We start from the raw sequence: 17,499 nt of genomic DNA on the forward strand, positions 1-17,499 counted from the left end.
TCCCGATCAATTGGTGATGAACTTGGCGCTGACGTACGGCGCGTAGTCCGGCAGCACGGCCTCGACCTTGCCTTGCTCCTTGAGGAACGCCGCGGTGTCGGTGATGGCTTTGGTGGTCGGCGCGCCGAGGGTGAGCACCTGGTCAGCCGCCAGCGGGTAGACGTTGCCTTGCAGCAGCAGCGGAATGTCGCTGGCCTTGGCGCCGGACAGCTTTACAAGCTTGTCGACGTTGCCCTGGTTGGCGAGCCAGGCTTGTGGGTCTTTGCGGTAGTCGGCGTAGGCGTCGAGGGTGACCTTGGCGAACGCGGTGACGATCTGCGGATGCTTCTCGGCGAAATCCTTGCGCACGATCCAGGCATCGAAGGTCGGGGCGCCGAACCTGGCCAGTTCACCGGAAGTGATCAGGACCTTGCCGTTTTCCTTGGCCACGCCGAGGGCCGGGTCCCACACGTAGGTGGCGTCGATGTCACCGCGTTTCCAGGCGGCGATGATCGCCGGTGGCGCCAGGTTGAGAACGGTGACTTTCGAGGGATCGATGTTCCAGTGCTTCAGTGCCGCGAGCAGGCTGTAGTGGCCGGTGGATACAAAGGGCACGGCGATTTTCTTGCCGATCAGGTCTTGCGGGGTCTTGATCCCGGAGCCGTCGCGGGCGACCAAGGCTTCGGCGGCGCCGATCTGGGTGGCAATGAGGAAAGTTTCCACCGGGACTTTGCGAGTGATTGCAGCGGTCAGGGGGCTGGAACCGAGATAGCCGATCTGCACGTCGCCGGAGGCGATGGCGGCGATGATATCGGCACCGTTGTCGAATTTGCGCCAGCTGATATCGGCCTTCGTGGCCTTTTCGTAAGCGCCGTCGGCCTGGGCGACTTTCGCCGGGTCAACGGTGGTCTGGTAGGCAACGGTGACGTCGGCCGCCTGGGCAAAGAAAGTCGCGGTAGCCAGCGTTGCGGCCGCCAGCAAGCGTAGAGGGAAAGTCAGTTTCATCAGAAAGCTCCTTGTCAGGCGACCGAATGTCGGCGTGATAAAGAGACTAAATGATCTAAGAATCCTAAAATAAATAACTTTTTAGAATTAGCTTATGAGGGGAAAACTCTGGGGGAGCGCAGCCGATCATTCCCTTTGTGGGAGCGGGCTTGCTCGCGAAAGCGGTATGTCAGTCACAGTAAAGTCGCCTGACACTCTGCATTCGCGAGCAAGCCCGCTCCCACACAGGAACCTGTGTTTGACGCTTAGTTGCTGATCGCCAGAATGCTCGCCTGGTACGCCCCGACAAACACATCGAAATCACCGACTTCGTTCTGCTCCAGCTCAGCCTGTTGAGCCAGCGATGAACGCGCCCGCTCTTCAAACTGCGCTTGTTCCTCAGCCGGCAACGGCTCGCTGCGGAAGAACTCGGCATGCGCCTGGCTTTGGCGCAGGGAGAACTGGGCAAAGCTCTCCTTGTGCTCGGCCATCGCCGCCAACACTTGTGCCGACGGCGTCAGGGACGGGTCCCGGACCTTGGCCATCTGGGCGTCCAGCGCCTTGCTGTGGGCATCGCCGCCATGGCTCTGGTCGAGCATCGCCGCCAGCGGAGCGATTTTTTCCAGCAGCTCACCGGCCCATTCCTTCAGATCAACCGGCAGACCGTCGCGTTGCAGTTGCAGGCCTGGACGACGACCTTCCTTGACCACGCTGAGGAAGTTCGAGGTCGCATTGCCGCAGCTGGTGTTGGTCAGCAGCGGGCTTTCGTTGAGCGCGCAGTACAGCAGGAACGCATCGAGGAAGCGCGACTCGGTAAGGTCAATGCCCATCGGCAGGAAGGGGTTGATGTCCAGGCATCGCACTTCGACGTACTGGATGCCCCGGGCCATCAGCGCCTGGATCGGCCGCTCGCCGGTGTAGGTCACGCGTTTCGGGCGGATGTTGGAGTAGTACTCGTTTTCGATCTGCAAAATGTTGGTGTTGAGCTGTACCCACTCGCCATCCTGGTGGGTGCCGACTTCGACATAGGGTGCATACGGCGTGGCCACCGCTTTGCGCAGGCTGTCGGTGTAGCTGGCCAGATCGTTGTAGCACGGCGTCAGGCCGGCCTGGGCGTTGCTCTGGTAACCCAGGTCGCTCATGCGCAGGCTGGTGGCGTACGGCAGGTACAGGGTGTGCGGGTCCAGTTGTTCCAACTGGTGCGAACGGCCGCGCAGGAAGCCGGCATCCAGCGCTGGCGACGCACCGAACAGGTACATCAGCAGCCAGCTGTAGCGGCGGAAGTTGCGGATCAGCGCGATATAGGACGACGACTGGAAATCGCGGTCGCTGCCGACAAAGCCTTCGGCCTGCCTGAGCAGCGGCCAGAGTTTTTCCGGCAGGGAAAAGTTGTAGTGGATGCCGGCAATGCATTGCATGGTCTTGCCGTAACGCAGGGCCAGGCCCTTGCGGTACACGTACTTGAGCTGCCCGATGTTGGACGTGCCGTAATAGGCGATCGGGATATCTTCCTCGGCCGGCAACGGGCACGGCATCGATGGGCTCCACAGGTACTCGTTGCCGAGCTTGCTGTAGGCAAAGCGGTGAATGCTGTCCAGGCTCGCCAACGTGTCCGCCGGGTCTGGCAGGGCCGGCGTGATGAACTCCAGCAGCGACTCGGAGTAGTCGGTGGTGATCTGTTCGTTGGTCAGCGCGGAACCCAATTCTTCCGGGTGCGGCGTTTGCGCCAGGCGACCTTCGCCGGTCACGCGCAGGCATTCACGTTCGATGCCGTGAAGGCACTGTTCGAGCAGAGAGAGGTTAGCGCGCTCGCCGAGCAGGGCCAGGCGGCGGTTGAGAAGTTCGCTCAAGTTGGATTCCTTCACGCGTCAGTCGCCCCAATATGGGGGTGGGCAAGACGGTCTACAAGGGTGAAGTTAAAACTGGCGTTTTCGCCTGGTTTTGGAACTCGCCGCAATCATTGTGGGAGCGGGCTTGCTCGCGAAGGGGTCGTGTCAGTCGATAGAGATGTCAACTGACAGACTGCATTCGCGAGCAAGCCCGCTCCCACAGTTTGCGTTGCGCTGAAATTAACTCAAATCGATGACATCTAGCTACAGGACAGCGAACGTGCCTTGTGCTTTTGCGACCAGTTTGTCGCCCTGCATCACATCGGCTTCGACTACCAATGTGCGGCGACCCGGGTGGATCACCCGCGCCGTGCACATCACCTCGCCTTCGGATACGGCGCGGATGTAGTTGATCTTGCACTCGATGGTCGCGCTCTGCTGGTCAAAGCCGTGGGTGCTGGAGCAGGCCAGCCCCATGGCAATGTCCACCAGGCTGAACAAGGCCCCGCCATGCAGCTTGCCGCCGCGATTGCGCAGCTCGGGCTCCAGCGCCAGGGCGACTTGCGCCACCCCGGTTTCCAGGCTGTGCAAGCGGCAGCCGAGCAGCTTGAAAAACGCGCTTTCGGTCAGCCCGGCGGGAATGTCCATCAGCGTTTCTTCAACTGCTTGGCATTGGCGAACAGCGAAGCCATGGCGTTGTTGCTCGGTGCTGCCGCCGTGGTTTCCTTGCGCGGTGCAGTGTTCTGGGATTGGCGTGGCGCCGACCCCGGACGCGCACCGCGAGCGCCGTCGATTTTCTCGCCCGGGGTATCGCTCATGCGCATCGACAGGCCCACGCGTTTGCGCGGGATGTCGACTTCCATGACCTTCACTTTCACCACGTCACCGGCCTTCACCGCTTCGCGCGGATCCTTGATGAATTTCTCCGAAAGCGCGGAGATATGCACCAAACCGTCCTGATGCACGCCGATATCGACGAAAGCACCGAAGTTGGTCACGTTGGTCACCACGCCTTCGAGGATCATGCCCAGTTGCAGGTCCTTGAGGTCTTCGACGCCTTCCTGGAACTCGGCGGTCTTGAACTCGGGGCGTGGGTCACGGCCGGGCTTGTCCAGTTCCTGAAGGATGTCGGTGACCGTTGGCAGACCGAAGGTTTCGTCGGTGAATTTTTTCGGGTCCAGGCGCTTGAGGAAACCACTGTCGCCAATCAGCGAACGAATATCGCGATCGGTCTCGGCGGCGATACGCTGCACGAGCGGGTAGGCTTCCGGGTGCACCGCGGAGGCGTCCAGGGGATTGTCTCCGTTCATCACGCGCAGGAATCCGGCGGCCTGCTCGAAAGTTTTTTCACCGAGGCGCGCGACTTTCTTCAGCGCGGCGCGGGTCTTGAACGCGCCATGCTCGTCGCGGTGGCTGACGATGTTCTGCGCCAGGGTCGCGTTGAGACCGGAGATGCGCGCCAGCAGCGCCACGGACGCGGTGTTCACGTCGACGCCGACGGCGTTCACGCAGTCCTCGACCACTGCATCCAGGCCACGGGCCAGTTTGAGCTGCGACACGTCGTGCTGGTACTGGCCGACACCGATGGATTTCGGATCGATCTTCACCAGCTCGGCCAACGGGTCTTGCAGGCGACGGGCAATCGACACGGCGCCACGGATCGACACGTCGAGGTCCGGGAATTCCTTGGAAGCCAGTTCCGATGCCGAGTAAACCGATGCACCGGCCTCGGAGACCATGACCTTGGTCATCTTCATCGCTGGATATTTTTTGATCAGCTCGGCAGCGAGCTTGTCGGTTTCACGGCTGGCGGTGCCGTTGCCGATGGCGATCAGGTCCACCGAGTGCTTGGCGCACAGGGCGGCGAGTATAGCGATGGTCTGGTCCCACTTGTTGTGCGGCACGTGCGGGTAAACCGTGGCGTGATCCAGCAGCTTGCCGGTGGAATCAACCACCGCCACCTTGCAGCCGGTGCGCAGGCCAGGGTCGAGGCCCAAAGTGGCGCGCGGGCCGGCCGGGGCCGACAGCAGCAGGTCGTGCAGGTTGTGGGCGAACACGTTGATCGCTTCGGTTTCCGCGCCATCGCGCAGCTCGCCCAGCAGGTCGGTTTCCAGATGGGTATAGAGCTTGACCTTCCAGGTCCAGCGCACGACTTCGCCCAGCCATTTGTCGGCGGCGCGGTTCTGGTTCTGGATGCCGACATGCTGGCCGATCATGCCTTCGCACGGGTGCATGGTGCCCGGCAGTTCGTCGCCGACTTTCAGCGCGGAGCTGAGGATGCCTTCGTTGCGGCCACGGAAAATCGCCAGCGCGCGGTGCGACGGCATGCTTTTCAGCGGTTCGTCGTGTTCGAAGTAATCGCGGAACTTGGCGCCTTCCTCTTCCTTGCCGGCAATCACGCGGGCACTGAGGGTGGCTTCCTGCTTGAGGTAGTTGCGCAGCTTGTCCAGCAGGCCGGCGTCTTCGGCGAAGCGCTCCATGAGGATGTACTTGGCGCCTTCGAGGGCTGCCTTCGCGTCGGCCACGCCTTTTTCGGCGTCGATGAAACGTGCGGCTTCGGTTTCCGGGCTCAGGGACGGGTCGTTGAACAAGCCGTCGGCCAGTTCGCCGAGGCCGGCTTCCAGGGCGATCTGGCCCTTGGTGCGGCGCTTCTGCTTGTACGGCAGGTACAAGTCTTCGAGACGGGTCTTGGTGTCGGCAAGCTTGATGTCGCGTTCAAGTTGCGGGGTCAGCTTGCCTTGCTCTTCGATGCTGGCAAGGATGCTGATGCGCCGTTCGTCGAGTTCTCGCAGGTAGCGCAGGCGCTCTTCCAGATGACGCAATTGCGTATCGTCGAGGCTGCCGGTCACTTCTTTCCGGTAACGGGCGATGAAGGGAACGGTAGAGCCTTCATCGAGTAGCGCGACGGCCGCTTCGACCTGTTGTGGGCGTACACCGAGTTCCTCGGCGATGCGGCTGTTGATGCTGTCCATAAAACCACCTGACAAATTGTGAAAGCAGGCTCGCAGGCTCAAGGATAAGGGCTCAGCGAGTCTGGTTGAGCGGCCTGGCCTGCGCCGCTACCTGGATCAAAAGGTATCCCGTTGACCCGTGAAATCGAACAATTACTGCCGACGCCATGAAAATAAATGGCGTCTGTCTGTAGTACCTGTCTGATGTTGCCTGACACAAAAGGCCGCGCATTATAACCAGCGTTCTGTCATTCGGGGGTATCAGGGGTTGCCGGTGCAATGGCCGGTTTTCTGGCACTAAAGGAAAAATCTGCTAACAATGCACACGGTGCGTATAACGGCAGCTACGCCATAATGCGCGCCGAGATCAAAGGAGCATCCAATGAGCAGCACTGCACAAACTGCTGAAGGCGAGAAAATTCTTATCGTTGACGACGATCCGGGGCTGAGCAGCCTGCTGGAACGTTTTTTCGTCAGCAAGGGCTACCGCGCCCGCGCCGTACCGAACACCGAGCAAATGGATCGCCTGCTGGCGCGCGAAGTGTTCAACCTGGTCGTCCTCGACCTGATGTTGCCCGGCGAAGACGGTTTGACCGCCTGCCGCCGCCTGCGCAACGCGAACAACCAGATTCCAATCATCATGCTCACTGCCAAGGGCGACGAGCTGAGCCGCATCAAGGGCCTGGAACTGGGCGCCGACGATTACCTGGCCAAGCCGTTCAACCCGGATGAGCTGATGGCTCGCGTCAAGGCGGTACTGCGTCGCCAGTCGGCCCCGGTGCCAGGCGCCCCGGGCAGCGAAGACGAAAGCGTGACCTTCGGTGACTACGAGTTGTCCCTGGCCACCCGCGAGCTCAAGCGTGGCGAAGAAGTGCACATGCTCACCACCGGTGAATTTGCGGTCCTCAAGGCCCTGGTGATGAACGCGCGTCAGCCGCTGACTCGCGACAAACTGATGAACCTGGCCCGTGGCCGCGAGTGGGATGCCCTGGAGCGTTCCATCGATGTACAGATTTCCCGTCTGCGCCGGATGATCGAGCCCGATCCGTCCAAACCGCGTTACATCCAGACTGTCTGGGGCGTGGGTTACGTGTTTGTTCCGGATGGTACCGCCACCAAGTGATTGGCGATGTGTAGGAGCGGGTCATGCGGATACCGGATCAATCGATCCTGTCCGCAGACTCGCAAACCGCAATATGCGAGCATCGCTCTCTCCTGCAAGTGTTTAACGGTTATCCATGAAAACCCCCGTTTGGTTCCCCCAGAGCTTCTTCTCCCGCACCCTTTGGCTGGTGCTCATCGTCGTTCTCTTCTCCAAGGCGCTGACCCTGGTTTATCTGCTGATGAACGAAGATGTGCTGGTGGACCGCCAGTACAGCCACGGTGTCGCCCTGGTGCTGCGCGCCTACTGGGCGGCTGATGAAGAGAACCGCGCCAAGATCGCCGATAGTGCACCCCTGATTCGGGTAGTGGGCGCCGGTGTCCCGGAAGGCGAGCAACATTGGCCATACAGTGAAATTTACCAGCGACAGATGCAGACCGAGTTGGGGCCGGACACCGAAGTGCGACTACGCATGCATTCTCCCCCGGCATTGTGGGTTCGTGCGCCGAGCCTGGGCGAAGGTTGGCTGAAAGTGCCGTTGTATCCGCACCCGTTGCGTGGCCAGAAAATCTGGAATGTGCTCGGCTGGTTCCTTGCTATCGGTCTGCTGTCCACGGCGTCTGCGTGGATCTTCGTCAGCCAGCTCAACCAGCCTTTGAAGCGTCTGGTGTATGCCGCGCGGCAACTGGGTCAGGGTCGCAGCGTGCGCCTGCCGATCAGCGATACGCCCAGTGAGATGACCGAGGTTTACCGCGCCTTCAACCAGATGGCCGAAGACGTCGAACAGGCCGGTCGCGAGCGTGAGCTGATGCTGGCCGGGGTTTCCCATGATTTGCGCACGCCCTTGACCCGCTTGCGTCTGTCTCTGGAGTTGATGGGCGATCGCACCGACCTGACCGACGACATGGTGCGCGATATCGAAGACATGGACGCGATTCTCGATCAGTTCCTGGCGTTCATTCGTGACGGGCGCGACGAGTCGGTGGAAGAAGTTGACCTGAGCGACCTGGTCCGCGAAGTCGCGGCGCCCTACAACCAGAATGAAGAGAAAGTGCGGCTGCGCCTGGAGCCGATTCAGCCGTTTCCATTGCGTCGTGTGTCGATGAAGCGACTGCTGAACAACTTGATTGGCAATGCGTTGCATCATGCCGGCAGCGGTGTGGAGGTGGCGGCGTATGTGTCTGGGGATGTGAGCGCACCATACGTGGTGCTGAGCGTCATGGACCGCGGTGCCGGGATCGATCCGTCGGAGCTGGAAGCGATCTTCAACCCGTTCACCCGTGGTGATCGTGCCCGGGGCGGGAAGGGCACCGGGTTGGGGCTGGCGATCGTCAAGCGCATTGCTTCGATGCATGGCGGGAATGTTGAACTGCGTAACCGTACCGGTGGTGGGCTGGAAGCGCGGGTGCGCTTGCCGTTGGGGTTGATGTTGCCGAGGGATGCGGTTTAAAACCTGATTTTTTCAGTGGGGCTGATGGCCCCTTCGCGGGCAAGTCGGATCGCCGCACCGCCGCTCCCACAGTGATTTTGGCTAGCCGAAATATCGCTATCAACCCAAAACCCTGTGGGAGCGGGCTTGCCCGCGAAGGCGGCCTCCCAACCGCCACAAAAACCAGGGTTAACCCTTACCCTTGGTCCGCGTCATATTCGGCCCGCCATTCTTCTCCAGATGCTCAATGATGATCCCCGCCACATTCTTGCCAGTGGTGGTCTCGATCCCTTCCAGTCCCGGCGACGAGTTCACTTCCATCACCAGCGGCCCGTGATTGGAGCGCAGGATGTCCACACCCGCCACCGCCAGCCCCATGACCTTGGCTGCGCGCAAGGCCGTCATGCGCTCTTCAGGCGTGATCTTGATCAGGCTCGCGCTGCCGCCGCGATGCAGGTTGGAGCGAAACTCGCCGGGTTTGGCCTGGCGCTTCATCGCCGCAATCACCTTGTCTCCGACGACGAAGCAGCGAATGTCTGCACCACCGGCTTCCTTGATGTACTCCTGGACCATGATGTTCTGCTTGAGGCCCATGAACGCCTCGATCACCGACTCTGCGGCGGTAGCGGTTTCGCACAGCACCACTCCAATGCCTTGGGTGCCTTCCAGCACCTTGATCACCAGCGGCGCGCCGTTGACCATTTCGATCAGGTCGGGAATGTCATCGGGGGAGTGGGCAAAGCCGGTCACCGGCAAGCCGATCCCGCGACGGGACAGCAATTGCAGCGAACGCAGCTTGTCCCGCGAGCGGGCAATGGCCACCGATTCGTTGAGCGGGAACACCCCCATCATTTCGAACTGGCGCAGCACGGCGCAGCCATAAAAAGTCACGGACGCACCGATCCGTGGAATCACCGCATCGAAACCTTCCAGTGGCTTGCCGCGGTAGTGGATCTGCGGCTTGTGGCTGGCGATGTTCATGTAGGCGCGCAGGGTGTCGACCACCACCATTTCATGGCCGCGTTCAGTACCGGCTTCAACCAGGCGGCGGGTGGAATACAGACGCGGGTTCCGCGACAGCACAGCGATCTTCATGCAACACCTGTGGAGGAGGTAGATACCGGGAACACCGGCTTGTCTTGTACATACTTGATGCCCGGATTGACCACCAACTGGCCGTGGATCAGGGCTTTGGAGCCGAGCAGCAGGCGATAACGCATGGACTTGCGGCAGGCGAGCGTGAACTCGACCCGCCAGACCCGATCACCGAGGGCCAGGGTGGTGCTGATCACGTATCGCACCTGCGCGTGACCGTTTGAGCTTTTAATGGTTTTCATCGTCACCAGCGGTGCTTCGCAGCGTCGGTGGCGCAGTTGTACGACGGAGCCCAGGTGGGCGGTAAAACGCACCCACTGCTCACCATCGCGCTCGAACAACTCGATGTCGGTGGCGTGGAGGCTTGAGGTGCTGGCACCGGTGTCGATTTTTGCCCGAAGACCGGCGACTCCCAAATCCGGGAGCGCCACCCACTCGCGCAGACCGACAACGGTCAAATGGTCAAATGTCTTCAAAAGTGCTCAACCGGTAGAAACCGCTCGGGCCGCACGCGGCCGGATTCGCGGTATTCACGCAGAATAATGATTAAAAGGCGACAGATATCTACAGCCCGGATTTCCAGCCTCGCCAGGAGGTTATGGAATGTCGGTATTGTAATCCGAGCCGGTGAAATTCTTGGTACGTCAGAAACGGTAGTACAGTTCACCAATATTTCAGAATGAGGAAATTCCATGGCACAAAAAAGCGAAGAGGACGACAAAGTCCGCCTCGATAAATGGTTGTGGGCTGCACGATTCTACAAGACCCGCGCGCTGGCCAAGGCGGCGATCGAAAGCGGCAAGGTGCACTGCCGGGGCGAACGCTGCAAGCCGGGTAAAGAGCCACGGGTCGGTGACGAGTTTGTGATCCGTACCGGCTTCGAGGAGCGCACGGTGGTGGTCCAGGCGTTGTCGATCGTTCGCCGTGGCGCACCGGAGGCGCAGATGCTGTACGCCGAAACGGAAGCCAGCATCGCCAAGCGCGAAAACGCCGCCGCCGAGCGCAAGGCAGGCGCCCTGGGCGTGAGCACCGATGGCAAACCGAGCAAGAAACAGCGACGGGATCTGTTCAAGTTTCGTGGCAGTAGCAACGAATGAGTGACCGGGTCCGTCGATCACTCAAACAGGCAACGACTTGTAATTGTGCTTGCGCGTAGCCATATGGGGTAATTCGCCTACCCTAAACGAGCCATTGGCAGTGCCATTCGTCGTAAAGCGCACACAATCGCCCGCCTGTAAGCCATAACCAGACAGCAAGACGCTATGGCGCAAGGCGCGACCTCGAATTCTGTAATCACTTTTGTCACCACTTCAGATACCCAGACTTATGACCGACCTACCGGATAACGACTTCACCCAACGCTTCATCTTCGATGACAGCGACACCCGTGGCGAGCTGGTCTCGCTGGAGCTCAGCTACGCCGAAGTCCTGGCCAAACACGCCTACCCGCAGCCGGTCGCGCAACTGCTCGGCGAGCTGATGGCGGCTGCATCGTTGCTGGTCGGCGCGATGAAGTTCGATGGCTTGCTGATTCTGCAAGCCCGCTCCGAAGGCCCGATCCCTCTGCTGATGATCGAGTGCTCCAGCGAGCGCGACATCCGTGGCCTGGCCCGTTACGACGCGGACCGTATCGCACCTGACGCGACCCTGGCCGACCTGATGCCCGATGGCGTCCTGGCACTGACCATCGACCCGAAACAGGGCCAGCGCTATCAGGGCATCGTCGACCTCGATGGCGCCACCCTGTCGGAATGCTTCACCAACTATTTCGTCATGTCCCAGCAAGTCGGCACACGTTTCTGGCTGTACGCCGACGGCCGTCGCGCCCGTGGCCTGTTGCTGCAACAGCTGCCTGCCGACCGTTTGAAGGACGAAGACGAGCGCGCCGCCAGCTGGCAGCATCTCACCACCCTGGGCGGCACGCTGACCGCCGATGAACTGCTGGGCCTGGACAACGAAACCGTGTTGCATCGCCTGTACCACGACGAGCAGGTGCGCCTGTTCGATGTACAGAAGTTGCGCTTCCGTTGCAGCTGCTCGCGCGAACGTTCGGCCAATGCGCTGGTCAGTCTGGGTGTGGAAGATGCGCAGCAATTGGTGGTCGAACACGGTGGCAACATCGAAATCGATTGCCAGTTCTGTAACCAGCGCTACCTGTTCGATGCCGCCGATGTCACCCAATTGTTCGCCGGCGCGGGTATCGAGACGCCGTCAGATACCCGTCACTAAAACGGTTCAGCGCAGGTAAATTCACTGGCTACCGCCGGATTAACGCCGTTACGACAGGAGGGGCCTACTTTTTTTGGGCTTTTCTGGCATAATCCGGCCCACTTTTTTCGCGGTAGTAGTGCACGACTTTCTACTACAAAAACGTTTGGAGCACTCGGCCACTGGCCGACGGGGAACCTCATGACGCAAGCCAACAATGCCGTGTACACCGATCTGAGTGTTGATGATCTGGTTAAAGAAGCCCTCAATCGCGGTGAAGGCGAGCTTGCCGATACCGGCGCACTGGTTGTTCGTACCGGTCACCGTACCGGCCGTTCGCCAGTCGATCGTTTCATCGTTGATGAGCCGAGCACCACAGGCGCCATCGCCTGGGGCCCGATCAACCGCAAGTTCCCGGCCGACAAGTTCGACGCCCTGTGGGACCGTGTTGAAGCTTTCAACAACGCGCAAGAGCATTTCGTTTCCCACGTGCATGTAGGTGCGGCTTCCGAGCATTACCTGGCCGTGAAGATGACCACCCAGACTGCCTGGCAGAACCTGTTCGGCCGTTGCCTGTTCATCAACCCGGCTCAGTACAACCCGGCGGGTCGTGACGAGTGGCAGGTCCTCAACGTTGCCAACTTCGAATGCGTGCCAGAGCGTGACGGCACCAACTCCGACGGCTGCGTGATCATCAACTTCGCACAGAAGAAAGTGCTGATCGCCGGCATGCGTTACGCCGGTGAGATGAAGAAAGCCATGTTCTCGGTGCAGAACTTCCTGCTGCCGGCTGCCGACGTACTGCCAATGCACTGCGCCGCCAACATCGGCGAAGAGGGCGACGTGACCCTGTTCTTCGGTCTGTCCGGCACTGGCAAGACCACCCTGTCCGCCGACGAAAGCCGTTACCTGATCGGTGACGACGAACACGGCTGGGGCGAAGGCGTGGTGTTCAACATCGAAGGCGGTTGCTATGCCAAGTGCATCGACCTGTCCGAGAAGAACGAGCCGGTTATCTGGAAAGCCATCAAGCACGGCGCGGTACTGGAAAACGTCGTTATCGACGATGCCAAGCACGCCGACTACGCCGATGTCAGCCTGACCCAGAACAGCCGCGCCGCCTACCCGCTGGAGCACGTTGCCAAGCGCTCCGAGAAGAACCTCGGTGGCGAGCCGAACGCTGTGATCTTCCTGACCTGCGACCTGACCGGCGTGCTGCCGCCAGTGTCGATCCTCAACGAAGAACAAGCGGCCTACCACTTCCTGTCCGGCTACACCGCACTGGTGGGCTCGACTGAAATGGGTTCGGGCAGCGGCATCAAGTCGACCTTCTCCACCTGCTTCGGCGCACCGTTCTTCCCGCGTCCGGCTGGTGAATACGCTGAGCTGCTGATCAAGCGCATCCGCGGCTTCGGCTCCAAGGTCTACCTGGTCAACACCGGCTGGACCGGCGGTGGCTACGGTGTCGGCAAACGCTTCAACATCCCGACCACCCGTGCCGTGATCGCAGCGATCCAGAGCGGCGCGCTGATCGGCACCGAGACCGAGCACCTGGACACCATCAACCTCGACGTGCCAGTGGCCGTACCGGGCGTTGAGACTGGCCTGCTGAACCCGCGCAACACCTGGGCCGACAAGCCATCCTACGACGAAGCCGCCAAAGCACTGGCCGGCCTGTTCATCGAAAACTTCAAGAAGTTCGAAGTGAGCGACGCGATCAAGTCTGCGGGTCCAAAGTTGTAAGTGCTGGATTGAGCTAACGAAAAAGCCGCCCTTCGGGGCGGCTTTTTTGTGCGCGTCGTTACAATCCTTCCAGCGCCTGCGTGTCCCAGCGTTGGGTCTTGATGGCCCGGTAGAGCATGCCGATGGTCAATGGCACCTTATTGCCGCGACCCTTGGCTTTTCGCTTTAGATTCATATCGTGGCCGTCGGGCTGGAAATAGCGATAACTGTCGAAATCCACGAAATCGATGGCGAAGTGGTCTTCCAGGGTTTCGATCAGGTGTTGAGCATCGGCACCGTTGCAGCCCAGGTCGAAGTTGATCGAGGTGTTGAAACTGATAGTTTTGCGTTCGGGGAAGCCGAGTTCTTCATGCAGCAGTTGCATGAGTTGCTGCATCAAGTGGTCGTCGGGGAGGTTGGGGGCGAGGTTCATTGCGGGGAGTGCATCCGATGTTGGAGCGGGAAACGGTCAAGTATGTGGAGCATTCAACGGGTCACCAATGCAATGCTCGAAAATAGCTTCAAGACCACGGTAGTCGCAGGCCACCGCAGCGATATTCGCGGGTACCCATACAGCGTCTTTTATCAGCCACCAATCTACTGCAAAGCCGGCATTAATGATGATCTGTTCGAATAGGATCCTTTGAGCGCGACCGTTGCCCTCACGAAAAGGGTGAACGACGTTAAGATCACCGTACGATTCAGCAATCCTCTCGACTAGTTCGGTTTTACTGGTTCCGACAAACCACGAAGCACCCTCCATGACGCGAAAAATTTTCTCGGTTTCAGGGGCAATTCGGTCTGCGGTACAAAAAAGTGTGTCGCCTTTGCGGATGTTGACAGTTCGCAGCAATCCCGCCCATTCGTAGATATCTGAAAACAAGGTCTTATGAATGTGTTGTAGAAGGCTAAGGTCGTATGGAGGGGGGAGGAGGCGAAAATTGCTGACGGCAATTTCTGAGAGTTCTCGCTCCGCTTTTTGTAGCTGTTCTTCGTCTTGGATATTGAGCAAGTTACGCAGAACGTCGCTACCTGGGTAGCAATAGGGGTCTTGTCAGACCCCATATTTATCCACCATTAACGTGGGTTCTGACGATATTTTTCGAGCACCGACTCCCGCGTCGGCAGTGGTTTTTCTGCGTCTGCACGGGAAGTATTGAAGCCTTCAAGGCGCAAGCTCGCCAGATAGTTTGAACGGCGCACCTTGTCGTAATAATCCTGCTTTTGCTGGAAAGTCAGTTCGCTCATGACATCTGCCTCTTTAGTGCAATGACCCAGTGTAGCTCAAAGGATTTGGTCGATAGACCGGTATTTTTGATGTTTCGCGGGGTTGACCATTTCCATGCACACCATGGGAATAAGGCCGGCGATAACCGCGCATGAACTGCCATTATTCCAGCTGTAATGCGCTTTAACAGCCAGAATAATGCCACTTACCTACTCCTTTTTCATCGCAAGCAAACCGGCACCAATGGGCAGGCGGCTTACTTGCGAGTGCATGGCGTCAGACCGGGGCTTTCCAGTTCAACATTCGTTGCTGGGCAACCTTGAGCAGGTCGCAGCCGTCTTGGGTCAGGAGATAAAGTGCGTGGGTGATGTGGGGAATGTCTTCGACGTCACCGTCCTTGAAACTTTGGCAGTGCAGGGTTTGGAGGAGCTCGCTGGAAGCTCGGATGCGTTGAAGTGCGGCTTCGAGGATGTCTTGGGGGTTGGCTTCTGTGTCGATGATTAGCGGTGTAGTGTCGGTGAGGTTGGTGTGGAGCGGCAGGTAGCGTTCGTTGGTGAACGGATTCCATTTGTTCATTGTGAGAATTCTCAAGTGCTTTAGAAAAAACCGCCATTATCGTGACCAAGCGATGGGAGGCGGACTGTGTTCGGGTTGGTCAAACCGGTGAGAACTCACATTGCCGGTACGCCCGAAGACGTCCCGAACACAGCCACCATATAGCGTGCAAACACTTGAGGTGTCGCAGCATACATCGGAAGCAAAATGAGTTCCCTATTCGGGTGACCAAACCCGGTCGCTGATTTGGCAGCGACAGCCCGGACTATAGGATTGAGTGGCTGGTCATCGATAGCCGATAAGGTGTCTTGTTTTGTAGGACCTTGCCGAAGCTTTGATAGGGCGTTGCTGACGGGCTTATCTCTTGCGCAATTTTTCGCGTTTGATTGCCATCAAGCGTTTAGCCTCTTCATTTGGAATGGAGGGGCGGGAATCGTCTAGGCCGGCTTGTACTTGGGCTTTGAACCATGCGTCGTAGGCTGCTTGTACGAGCGGTTCTTGGGTATCGGGTATTTTGTTTTTCATCTGGCTCACCGCGTTATCGTTTTTCGCGAGCAAGCCCGCTCCCACAGGGAGTTGTGGTGGGGCAAGCAACGTGTTTCGGCAAGCGCTGGCGGGCGATGTCGAGCAGGTCGTTGCCGTCCTGGGTCAGCAGGTACAGGGCGCTGACGATATTGGGGATGTCACTCGCTTCGGCCTGTTTGAAGCAGGTGCAATAAAGGGTTTCGAGCAGGTCGCTGGCGGCGCGGATGCGTTGTCGGGCGGCGTCGAGGATCTCGTAGGGATCGGCCTCGGTATCGATGACCAGCACCGGGGTTTCGCTGTAGCGGGTCTTTAGCGGGTGGTAGCGGGTTGTTAGTGAGTCGCGGTTTTTCATTGAGTGCGTCCTGTGCGAAATCGGCAAGTGTTCCCGGCAGGCCGAGACACTGTTTTCAGCCGCGCAGGAAACTATAGGAGGGTATGGCGTTGGGGGACAAGACGGCTGAGGTCGACAGGCTTTGTAAGGGTTTTGTCATATTTGGAGGAAGGGGACTACAGGTTGTTGCTGGTTTTTCAACGTGAAATGGCGAGAGGTAAAAATGCTTACAGCGTTCTCAGTCGCTTCGCATTACCTCTCGGTAGAGGGTGCCTCGGACAATGTCGGGTGTTTCGAGTTTTACAGTGGCTGTGCTGACCTCTTCGTCGGAGCGCCGCCCGGAGCCAGCCCGCTCCCACAAGGGGCCTGAGTCGTGTGGGTGGTTCAGACTGGTGAGGTTGTCTCGACGCTGCCGAACGACCCCTACAGGCTTACTCGGTCATGACTTCTGGCGCTTGGCGCGAGGCTGCTTCCAGATCCATCAAGCCTCTACCGTACGCTTCACTGTTGGCATAGAGGCCAGTCCGGTTCGCCGTCGCCAGCAGACGCTCGCGCACTTGCTGCGCAGTGAGCTCGGGGTAACGACTTTGCAGTGCCGCCAATGCTCCGCTGACCAGCGTGGCAGCAGGCGAGGTGCCAGCTGTCTGGGTGTAGGTGCCATCCTTGTTGGTGGTCAGCAGGCCTTGCCCTGCACCGGAGTCGCCACCCGGTACAGCAATGCACCAGGCTGCCGCCACGCCACAATAGTTGGATTTGGCATTGATGGCGCTGCCGTCGTTTTTCAACGCAACCACCGCGATCCAGCCTTTTTCCAGTTCGGGTAGGGCGACAGGCAAGCCGGGTTCAGCCAAGGGTTCTCGTTTCAGTTCATTGCCGGTAGGGAAAACAAAGACGGCGCCGTCCTCAACCAGTTTCCGCGCGGTCACCAGTGATTGCGGCATGACTTGCTTGTAACGCGCCTCGTTGATTTCGGTCGCAGGAATGGCGTTGGCCCACGAGTTGTTGAGGATGCGCGCGCCCTTGTCGAAACCTGCTTGCCAGGACTGAGCGATTTCACGGTCGAAGAAAAAGGGTTCGTTGTCGTCGCCGAAGCGATAGGGGATCAGCTGTGCGTTGAACGCGACGCCGTGCATGCCCTGATTATCCTTGTTGGCTGCGAGGATGCCGGCCATCTGGGTGCCGTGACCGACCCGATCAAAAGTGCCGACCTGATTCTCGACATGGTCAAAACCCGGATCACGGAGCCTTCCTCGAAACGCCGGCAGGCTGCTGTTCAGACCCGAATCGATCAGTGCGACAGCTACATCCTGGCCGGTGCCGCCGCGGGCATAAAGACTTGATGCGTTGACAATCGCCAGACCTTTTTGGGCCTGATACTCCGGCGTTTCAAATGCTGCTGTGTTCAGGGAAGGCTGTTGCGCGACGGTCAGGCATCCGTTCAAAAGAAGGGGGAGTGCGAGGGTGCAGGCAAGCGGAAAAAAGTGTTGTGGGGACATGGTCGTTCCTTGATAAAGATCCGCGTATCTCAGGCTTCCTGCATGATGGATACCTGGCGGAAGTT

At 59.3% G+C, this 17,499-nt stretch carries 18 protein-coding genes; 5 read left to right on the forward strand and 13 right to left on the reverse strand.

Translation table 11 applies throughout. The features are described 5' to 3' along the window. Window positions 1-6: 6 nt before the first annotated feature. The 4 genes from tauA to BSF40_RS06575 all read right to left on the reverse strand — a co-directional run bounded on the left by tauA (window position 7) and on the right by BSF40_RS06575 (window position 5,764). The gene (tauA, locus tag BSF40_RS06560; protein ID WP_095964508.1) at window positions 7-984 is read right to left on the reverse strand and encodes a taurine ABC transporter substrate-binding protein; all 978 of its coding nucleotides are present in this window, start codon (window positions 982-984) and stop codon (window positions 7-9) included. Window positions 985-1,229: 245 nt separating this feature from the next. Further along, on the reverse strand, window positions 1,230-2,813 hold the full coding sequence (gene gshA, locus BSF40_RS06565; RefSeq protein ID WP_095964509.1) for a glutamate--cysteine ligase: 1,584 nt from the start codon (window positions 2,811-2,813) through the stop codon (window positions 1,230-1,232). Window positions 2,814-3,056: 243 nt separating this feature from the next. After that, window positions 3,057-3,440, reverse strand: a complete 384-nt coding sequence (locus BSF40_RS06570; RefSeq protein WP_008003235.1) for a PaaI family thioesterase — start codon at window positions 3,438-3,440, stop codon at window positions 3,057-3,059. After that, the gene (locus BSF40_RS06575) at window positions 3,440-5,764 is read right to left on the reverse strand and encodes a Tex family protein (RefSeq protein WP_095964510.1); all 2,325 of its coding nucleotides are present in this window, start codon (window positions 5,762-5,764) and stop codon (window positions 3,440-3,442) included. The genes BSF40_RS06570 and BSF40_RS06575 overlap by 1 nt, the downstream gene beginning before the upstream one ends. Before the next feature lie 361 nt (window positions 5,765-6,125). Between BSF40_RS06575 and ompR the strand changes: the two genes are divergently transcribed. Both ompR and BSF40_RS06585 read left to right on the forward strand, forming a co-directional pair. Then, window positions 6,126-6,866: a two-component system response regulator OmpR gene (gene ompR / locus BSF40_RS06580; protein ID WP_007972873.1), complete on the forward strand. Its 741-nt coding sequence runs from the start codon at window positions 6,126-6,128 to the stop codon at window positions 6,864-6,866. 115 nt (window positions 6,867-6,981) lie between these two features. Continuing rightward, a complete protein-coding gene (locus BSF40_RS06585; RefSeq protein WP_095964511.1) occupies window positions 6,982-8,295 on the forward strand; it encodes an ATP-binding protein in 1,314 nt (437 codons plus the stop codon). A gap of 168 nt (window positions 8,296-8,463) precedes the next feature. Here BSF40_RS06585 and rimK read toward each other — a convergent pair whose 3' ends face one another. Together rimK and BSF40_RS06595 are read right to left on the reverse strand one after the other, a co-directional pair. Next, a complete protein-coding gene (rimK, locus tag BSF40_RS06590; RefSeq protein WP_007972871.1) occupies window positions 8,464-9,369 on the reverse strand; it encodes a 30S ribosomal protein S6--L-glutamate ligase in 906 nt (301 codons plus the stop codon). Further along, window positions 9,366-9,827, reverse strand: a complete 462-nt coding sequence (locus BSF40_RS06595; RefSeq protein ID WP_172435679.1) for an ATP-dependent zinc protease — start codon at window positions 9,825-9,827, stop codon at window positions 9,366-9,368. The genes rimK and BSF40_RS06595 overlap by 4 nt, the downstream gene beginning before the upstream one ends. A gap of 234 nt (window positions 9,828-10,061) precedes the next feature. On the opposite strand from BSF40_RS06595, the gene BSF40_RS06605 reads away from it, so the two are divergent. From BSF40_RS06605 to BSF40_RS06615, 3 genes are all read left to right on the forward strand, one after another. Further along, a complete protein-coding gene (locus BSF40_RS06605; RefSeq protein ID WP_015093021.1) occupies window positions 10,062-10,466 on the forward strand; it encodes an RNA-binding S4 domain-containing protein in 405 nt (134 codons plus the stop codon). A gap of 229 nt (window positions 10,467-10,695) precedes the next feature. Further along, window positions 10,696-11,598, forward strand: coding sequence for an Hsp33 family molecular chaperone HslO (hslO, locus tag BSF40_RS06610; protein ID WP_095964512.1), 903 nt, complete (start codon window positions 10,696-10,698; stop codon window positions 11,596-11,598). 180 nt (window positions 11,599-11,778) lie between these two features. Beyond that, the gene (locus BSF40_RS06615) at window positions 11,779-13,320 is read left to right on the forward strand and encodes a phosphoenolpyruvate carboxykinase (protein ID WP_095964513.1); all 1,542 of its coding nucleotides are present in this window, start codon (window positions 11,779-11,781) and stop codon (window positions 13,318-13,320) included. Window positions 13,321-13,378: 58 nt separating this feature from the next. Here BSF40_RS06615 and BSF40_RS06620 read toward each other — a convergent pair whose 3' ends face one another. From BSF40_RS06620 to BSF40_RS06650, 7 genes are all read right to left on the reverse strand, one after another. Continuing rightward, window positions 13,379-13,732 (reverse strand): DUF1493 family protein, encoded by a 354-nt coding sequence (locus BSF40_RS06620; protein ID WP_095964514.1) that lies wholly within the window; start codon window positions 13,730-13,732, stop codon window positions 13,379-13,381. A gap of 36 nt (window positions 13,733-13,768) precedes the next feature. Next, a complete protein-coding gene (locus BSF40_RS06625) occupies window positions 13,769-14,320 on the reverse strand; it encodes a Fic family protein (RefSeq protein ID WP_256589441.1) in 552 nt (183 codons plus the stop codon). Window positions 14,321-14,376: 56 nt separating this feature from the next. Beyond that, window positions 14,377-14,547 carry a YhfG family protein gene (locus BSF40_RS06630; protein ID WP_095964515.1) on the reverse strand — a complete coding sequence of 57 codons (171 nt, stop codon included), beginning with the start codon at window positions 14,545-14,547 and terminating at the stop codon, window positions 14,377-14,379. A 256-nt stretch (window positions 14,548-14,803) separates the two neighbouring features. After that, window positions 14,804-15,103 (reverse strand): hypothetical protein, encoded by a 300-nt coding sequence (locus BSF40_RS06635; RefSeq protein ID WP_095964516.1) that lies wholly within the window; start codon window positions 15,101-15,103, stop codon window positions 14,804-14,806. Window positions 15,104-15,439: 336 nt separating this feature from the next. Then, the gene (locus BSF40_RS06640) at window positions 15,440-15,607 is read right to left on the reverse strand and encodes a hypothetical protein (protein ID WP_331459849.1); all 168 of its coding nucleotides are present in this window, start codon (window positions 15,605-15,607) and stop codon (window positions 15,440-15,442) included. A 13-nt stretch (window positions 15,608-15,620) separates the two neighbouring features. Next, complete coding sequence (locus BSF40_RS06645; RefSeq protein ID WP_095964518.1) at window positions 15,621-15,959, reverse strand: hypothetical protein; 339 nt, start codon at window positions 15,957-15,959, stop codon at window positions 15,621-15,623. Window positions 15,960-16,369: 410 nt separating this feature from the next. Beyond that, on the reverse strand, window positions 16,370-17,434 hold the full coding sequence (locus tag BSF40_RS06650) for a S8 family peptidase (protein ID WP_095964519.1): 1,065 nt from the start codon (window positions 17,432-17,434) through the stop codon (window positions 16,370-16,372). Window positions 17,435-17,499 lie beyond the last annotated feature (65 nt).

The sequence above is a fragment of the Pseudomonas sp. ACN5 genome, from assembly GCF_002303975.1.
Lineage (GTDB): Bacteria > Pseudomonadota > Gammaproteobacteria > Pseudomonadales > Pseudomonadaceae > Aquipseudomonas > Aquipseudomonas laurylsulfatiphila.

What these genes read in the sequence shown, in the direction of transcription:
- tauA (WP_095964508.1), bottom strand. Translation starts at nt 984, where the DNA reads ATGAAACTGACTTTCCCTCTACGCTTGCTGGCGGCCGCAACGCTGGCT.
- BSF40_RS06570 (WP_008003235.1), bottom strand. Translation starts at nt 3,440, where the DNA reads ATGGACATTCCCGCCGGGCTGACCGAAAGCGCGTTTTTCAAGCTGCTC.
- BSF40_RS06575 (WP_095964510.1), bottom strand. Translation starts at nt 5,764, where the DNA reads ATGGACAGCATCAACAGCCGCATCGCCGAGGAACTCGGTGTACGCCCA.
- ompR (WP_007972873.1), top strand. Translation starts at nt 6,126, where the DNA reads ATGAGCAGCACTGCACAAACTGCTGAAGGCGAGAAAATTCTTATCGTT.
- BSF40_RS06585 (WP_095964511.1), top strand. Translation starts at nt 6,982, where the DNA reads ATGAAAACCCCCGTTTGGTTCCCCCAGAGCTTCTTCTCCCGCACCCTT.
- rimK (WP_007972871.1), bottom strand. Translation starts at nt 9,369, where the DNA reads ATGAAGATCGCTGTGCTGTCGCGGAACCCGCGTCTGTATTCCACCCGC.
- BSF40_RS06605 (WP_015093021.1), top strand. Translation starts at nt 10,062, where the DNA reads ATGGCACAAAAAAGCGAAGAGGACGACAAAGTCCGCCTCGATAAATGG.
- hslO (WP_095964512.1), top strand. Translation starts at nt 10,696, where the DNA reads ATGACCGACCTACCGGATAACGACTTCACCCAACGCTTCATCTTCGAT.
- BSF40_RS06615 (WP_095964513.1), top strand. Translation starts at nt 11,779, where the DNA reads ATGACGCAAGCCAACAATGCCGTGTACACCGATCTGAGTGTTGATGAT.
- BSF40_RS06620 (WP_095964514.1), bottom strand. Translation starts at nt 13,732, where the DNA reads ATGAACCTCGCCCCCAACCTCCCCGACGACCACTTGATGCAGCAACTC.
- BSF40_RS06630 (WP_095964515.1), bottom strand. Translation starts at nt 14,547, where the DNA reads ATGAGCGAACTGACTTTCCAGCAAAAGCAGGATTATTACGACAAGGTG.
- BSF40_RS06635 (WP_095964516.1), bottom strand. Translation starts at nt 15,103, where the DNA reads ATGAACAAATGGAATCCGTTCACCAACGAACGCTACCTGCCGCTCCAC.
- BSF40_RS06640 (WP_331459849.1), bottom strand. Translation starts at nt 15,607, where the DNA reads ATGAAAAACAAAATACCCGATACCCAAGAACCGCTCGTACAAGCAGCC.
- BSF40_RS06645 (WP_095964518.1), bottom strand. Translation starts at nt 15,959, where the DNA reads ATGAAAAACCGCGACTCACTAACAACCCGCTACCACCCGCTAAAGACC.
- BSF40_RS06650 (WP_095964519.1), bottom strand. Translation starts at nt 17,434, where the DNA reads ATGTCCCCACAACACTTTTTTCCGCTTGCCTGCACCCTCGCACTCCCC.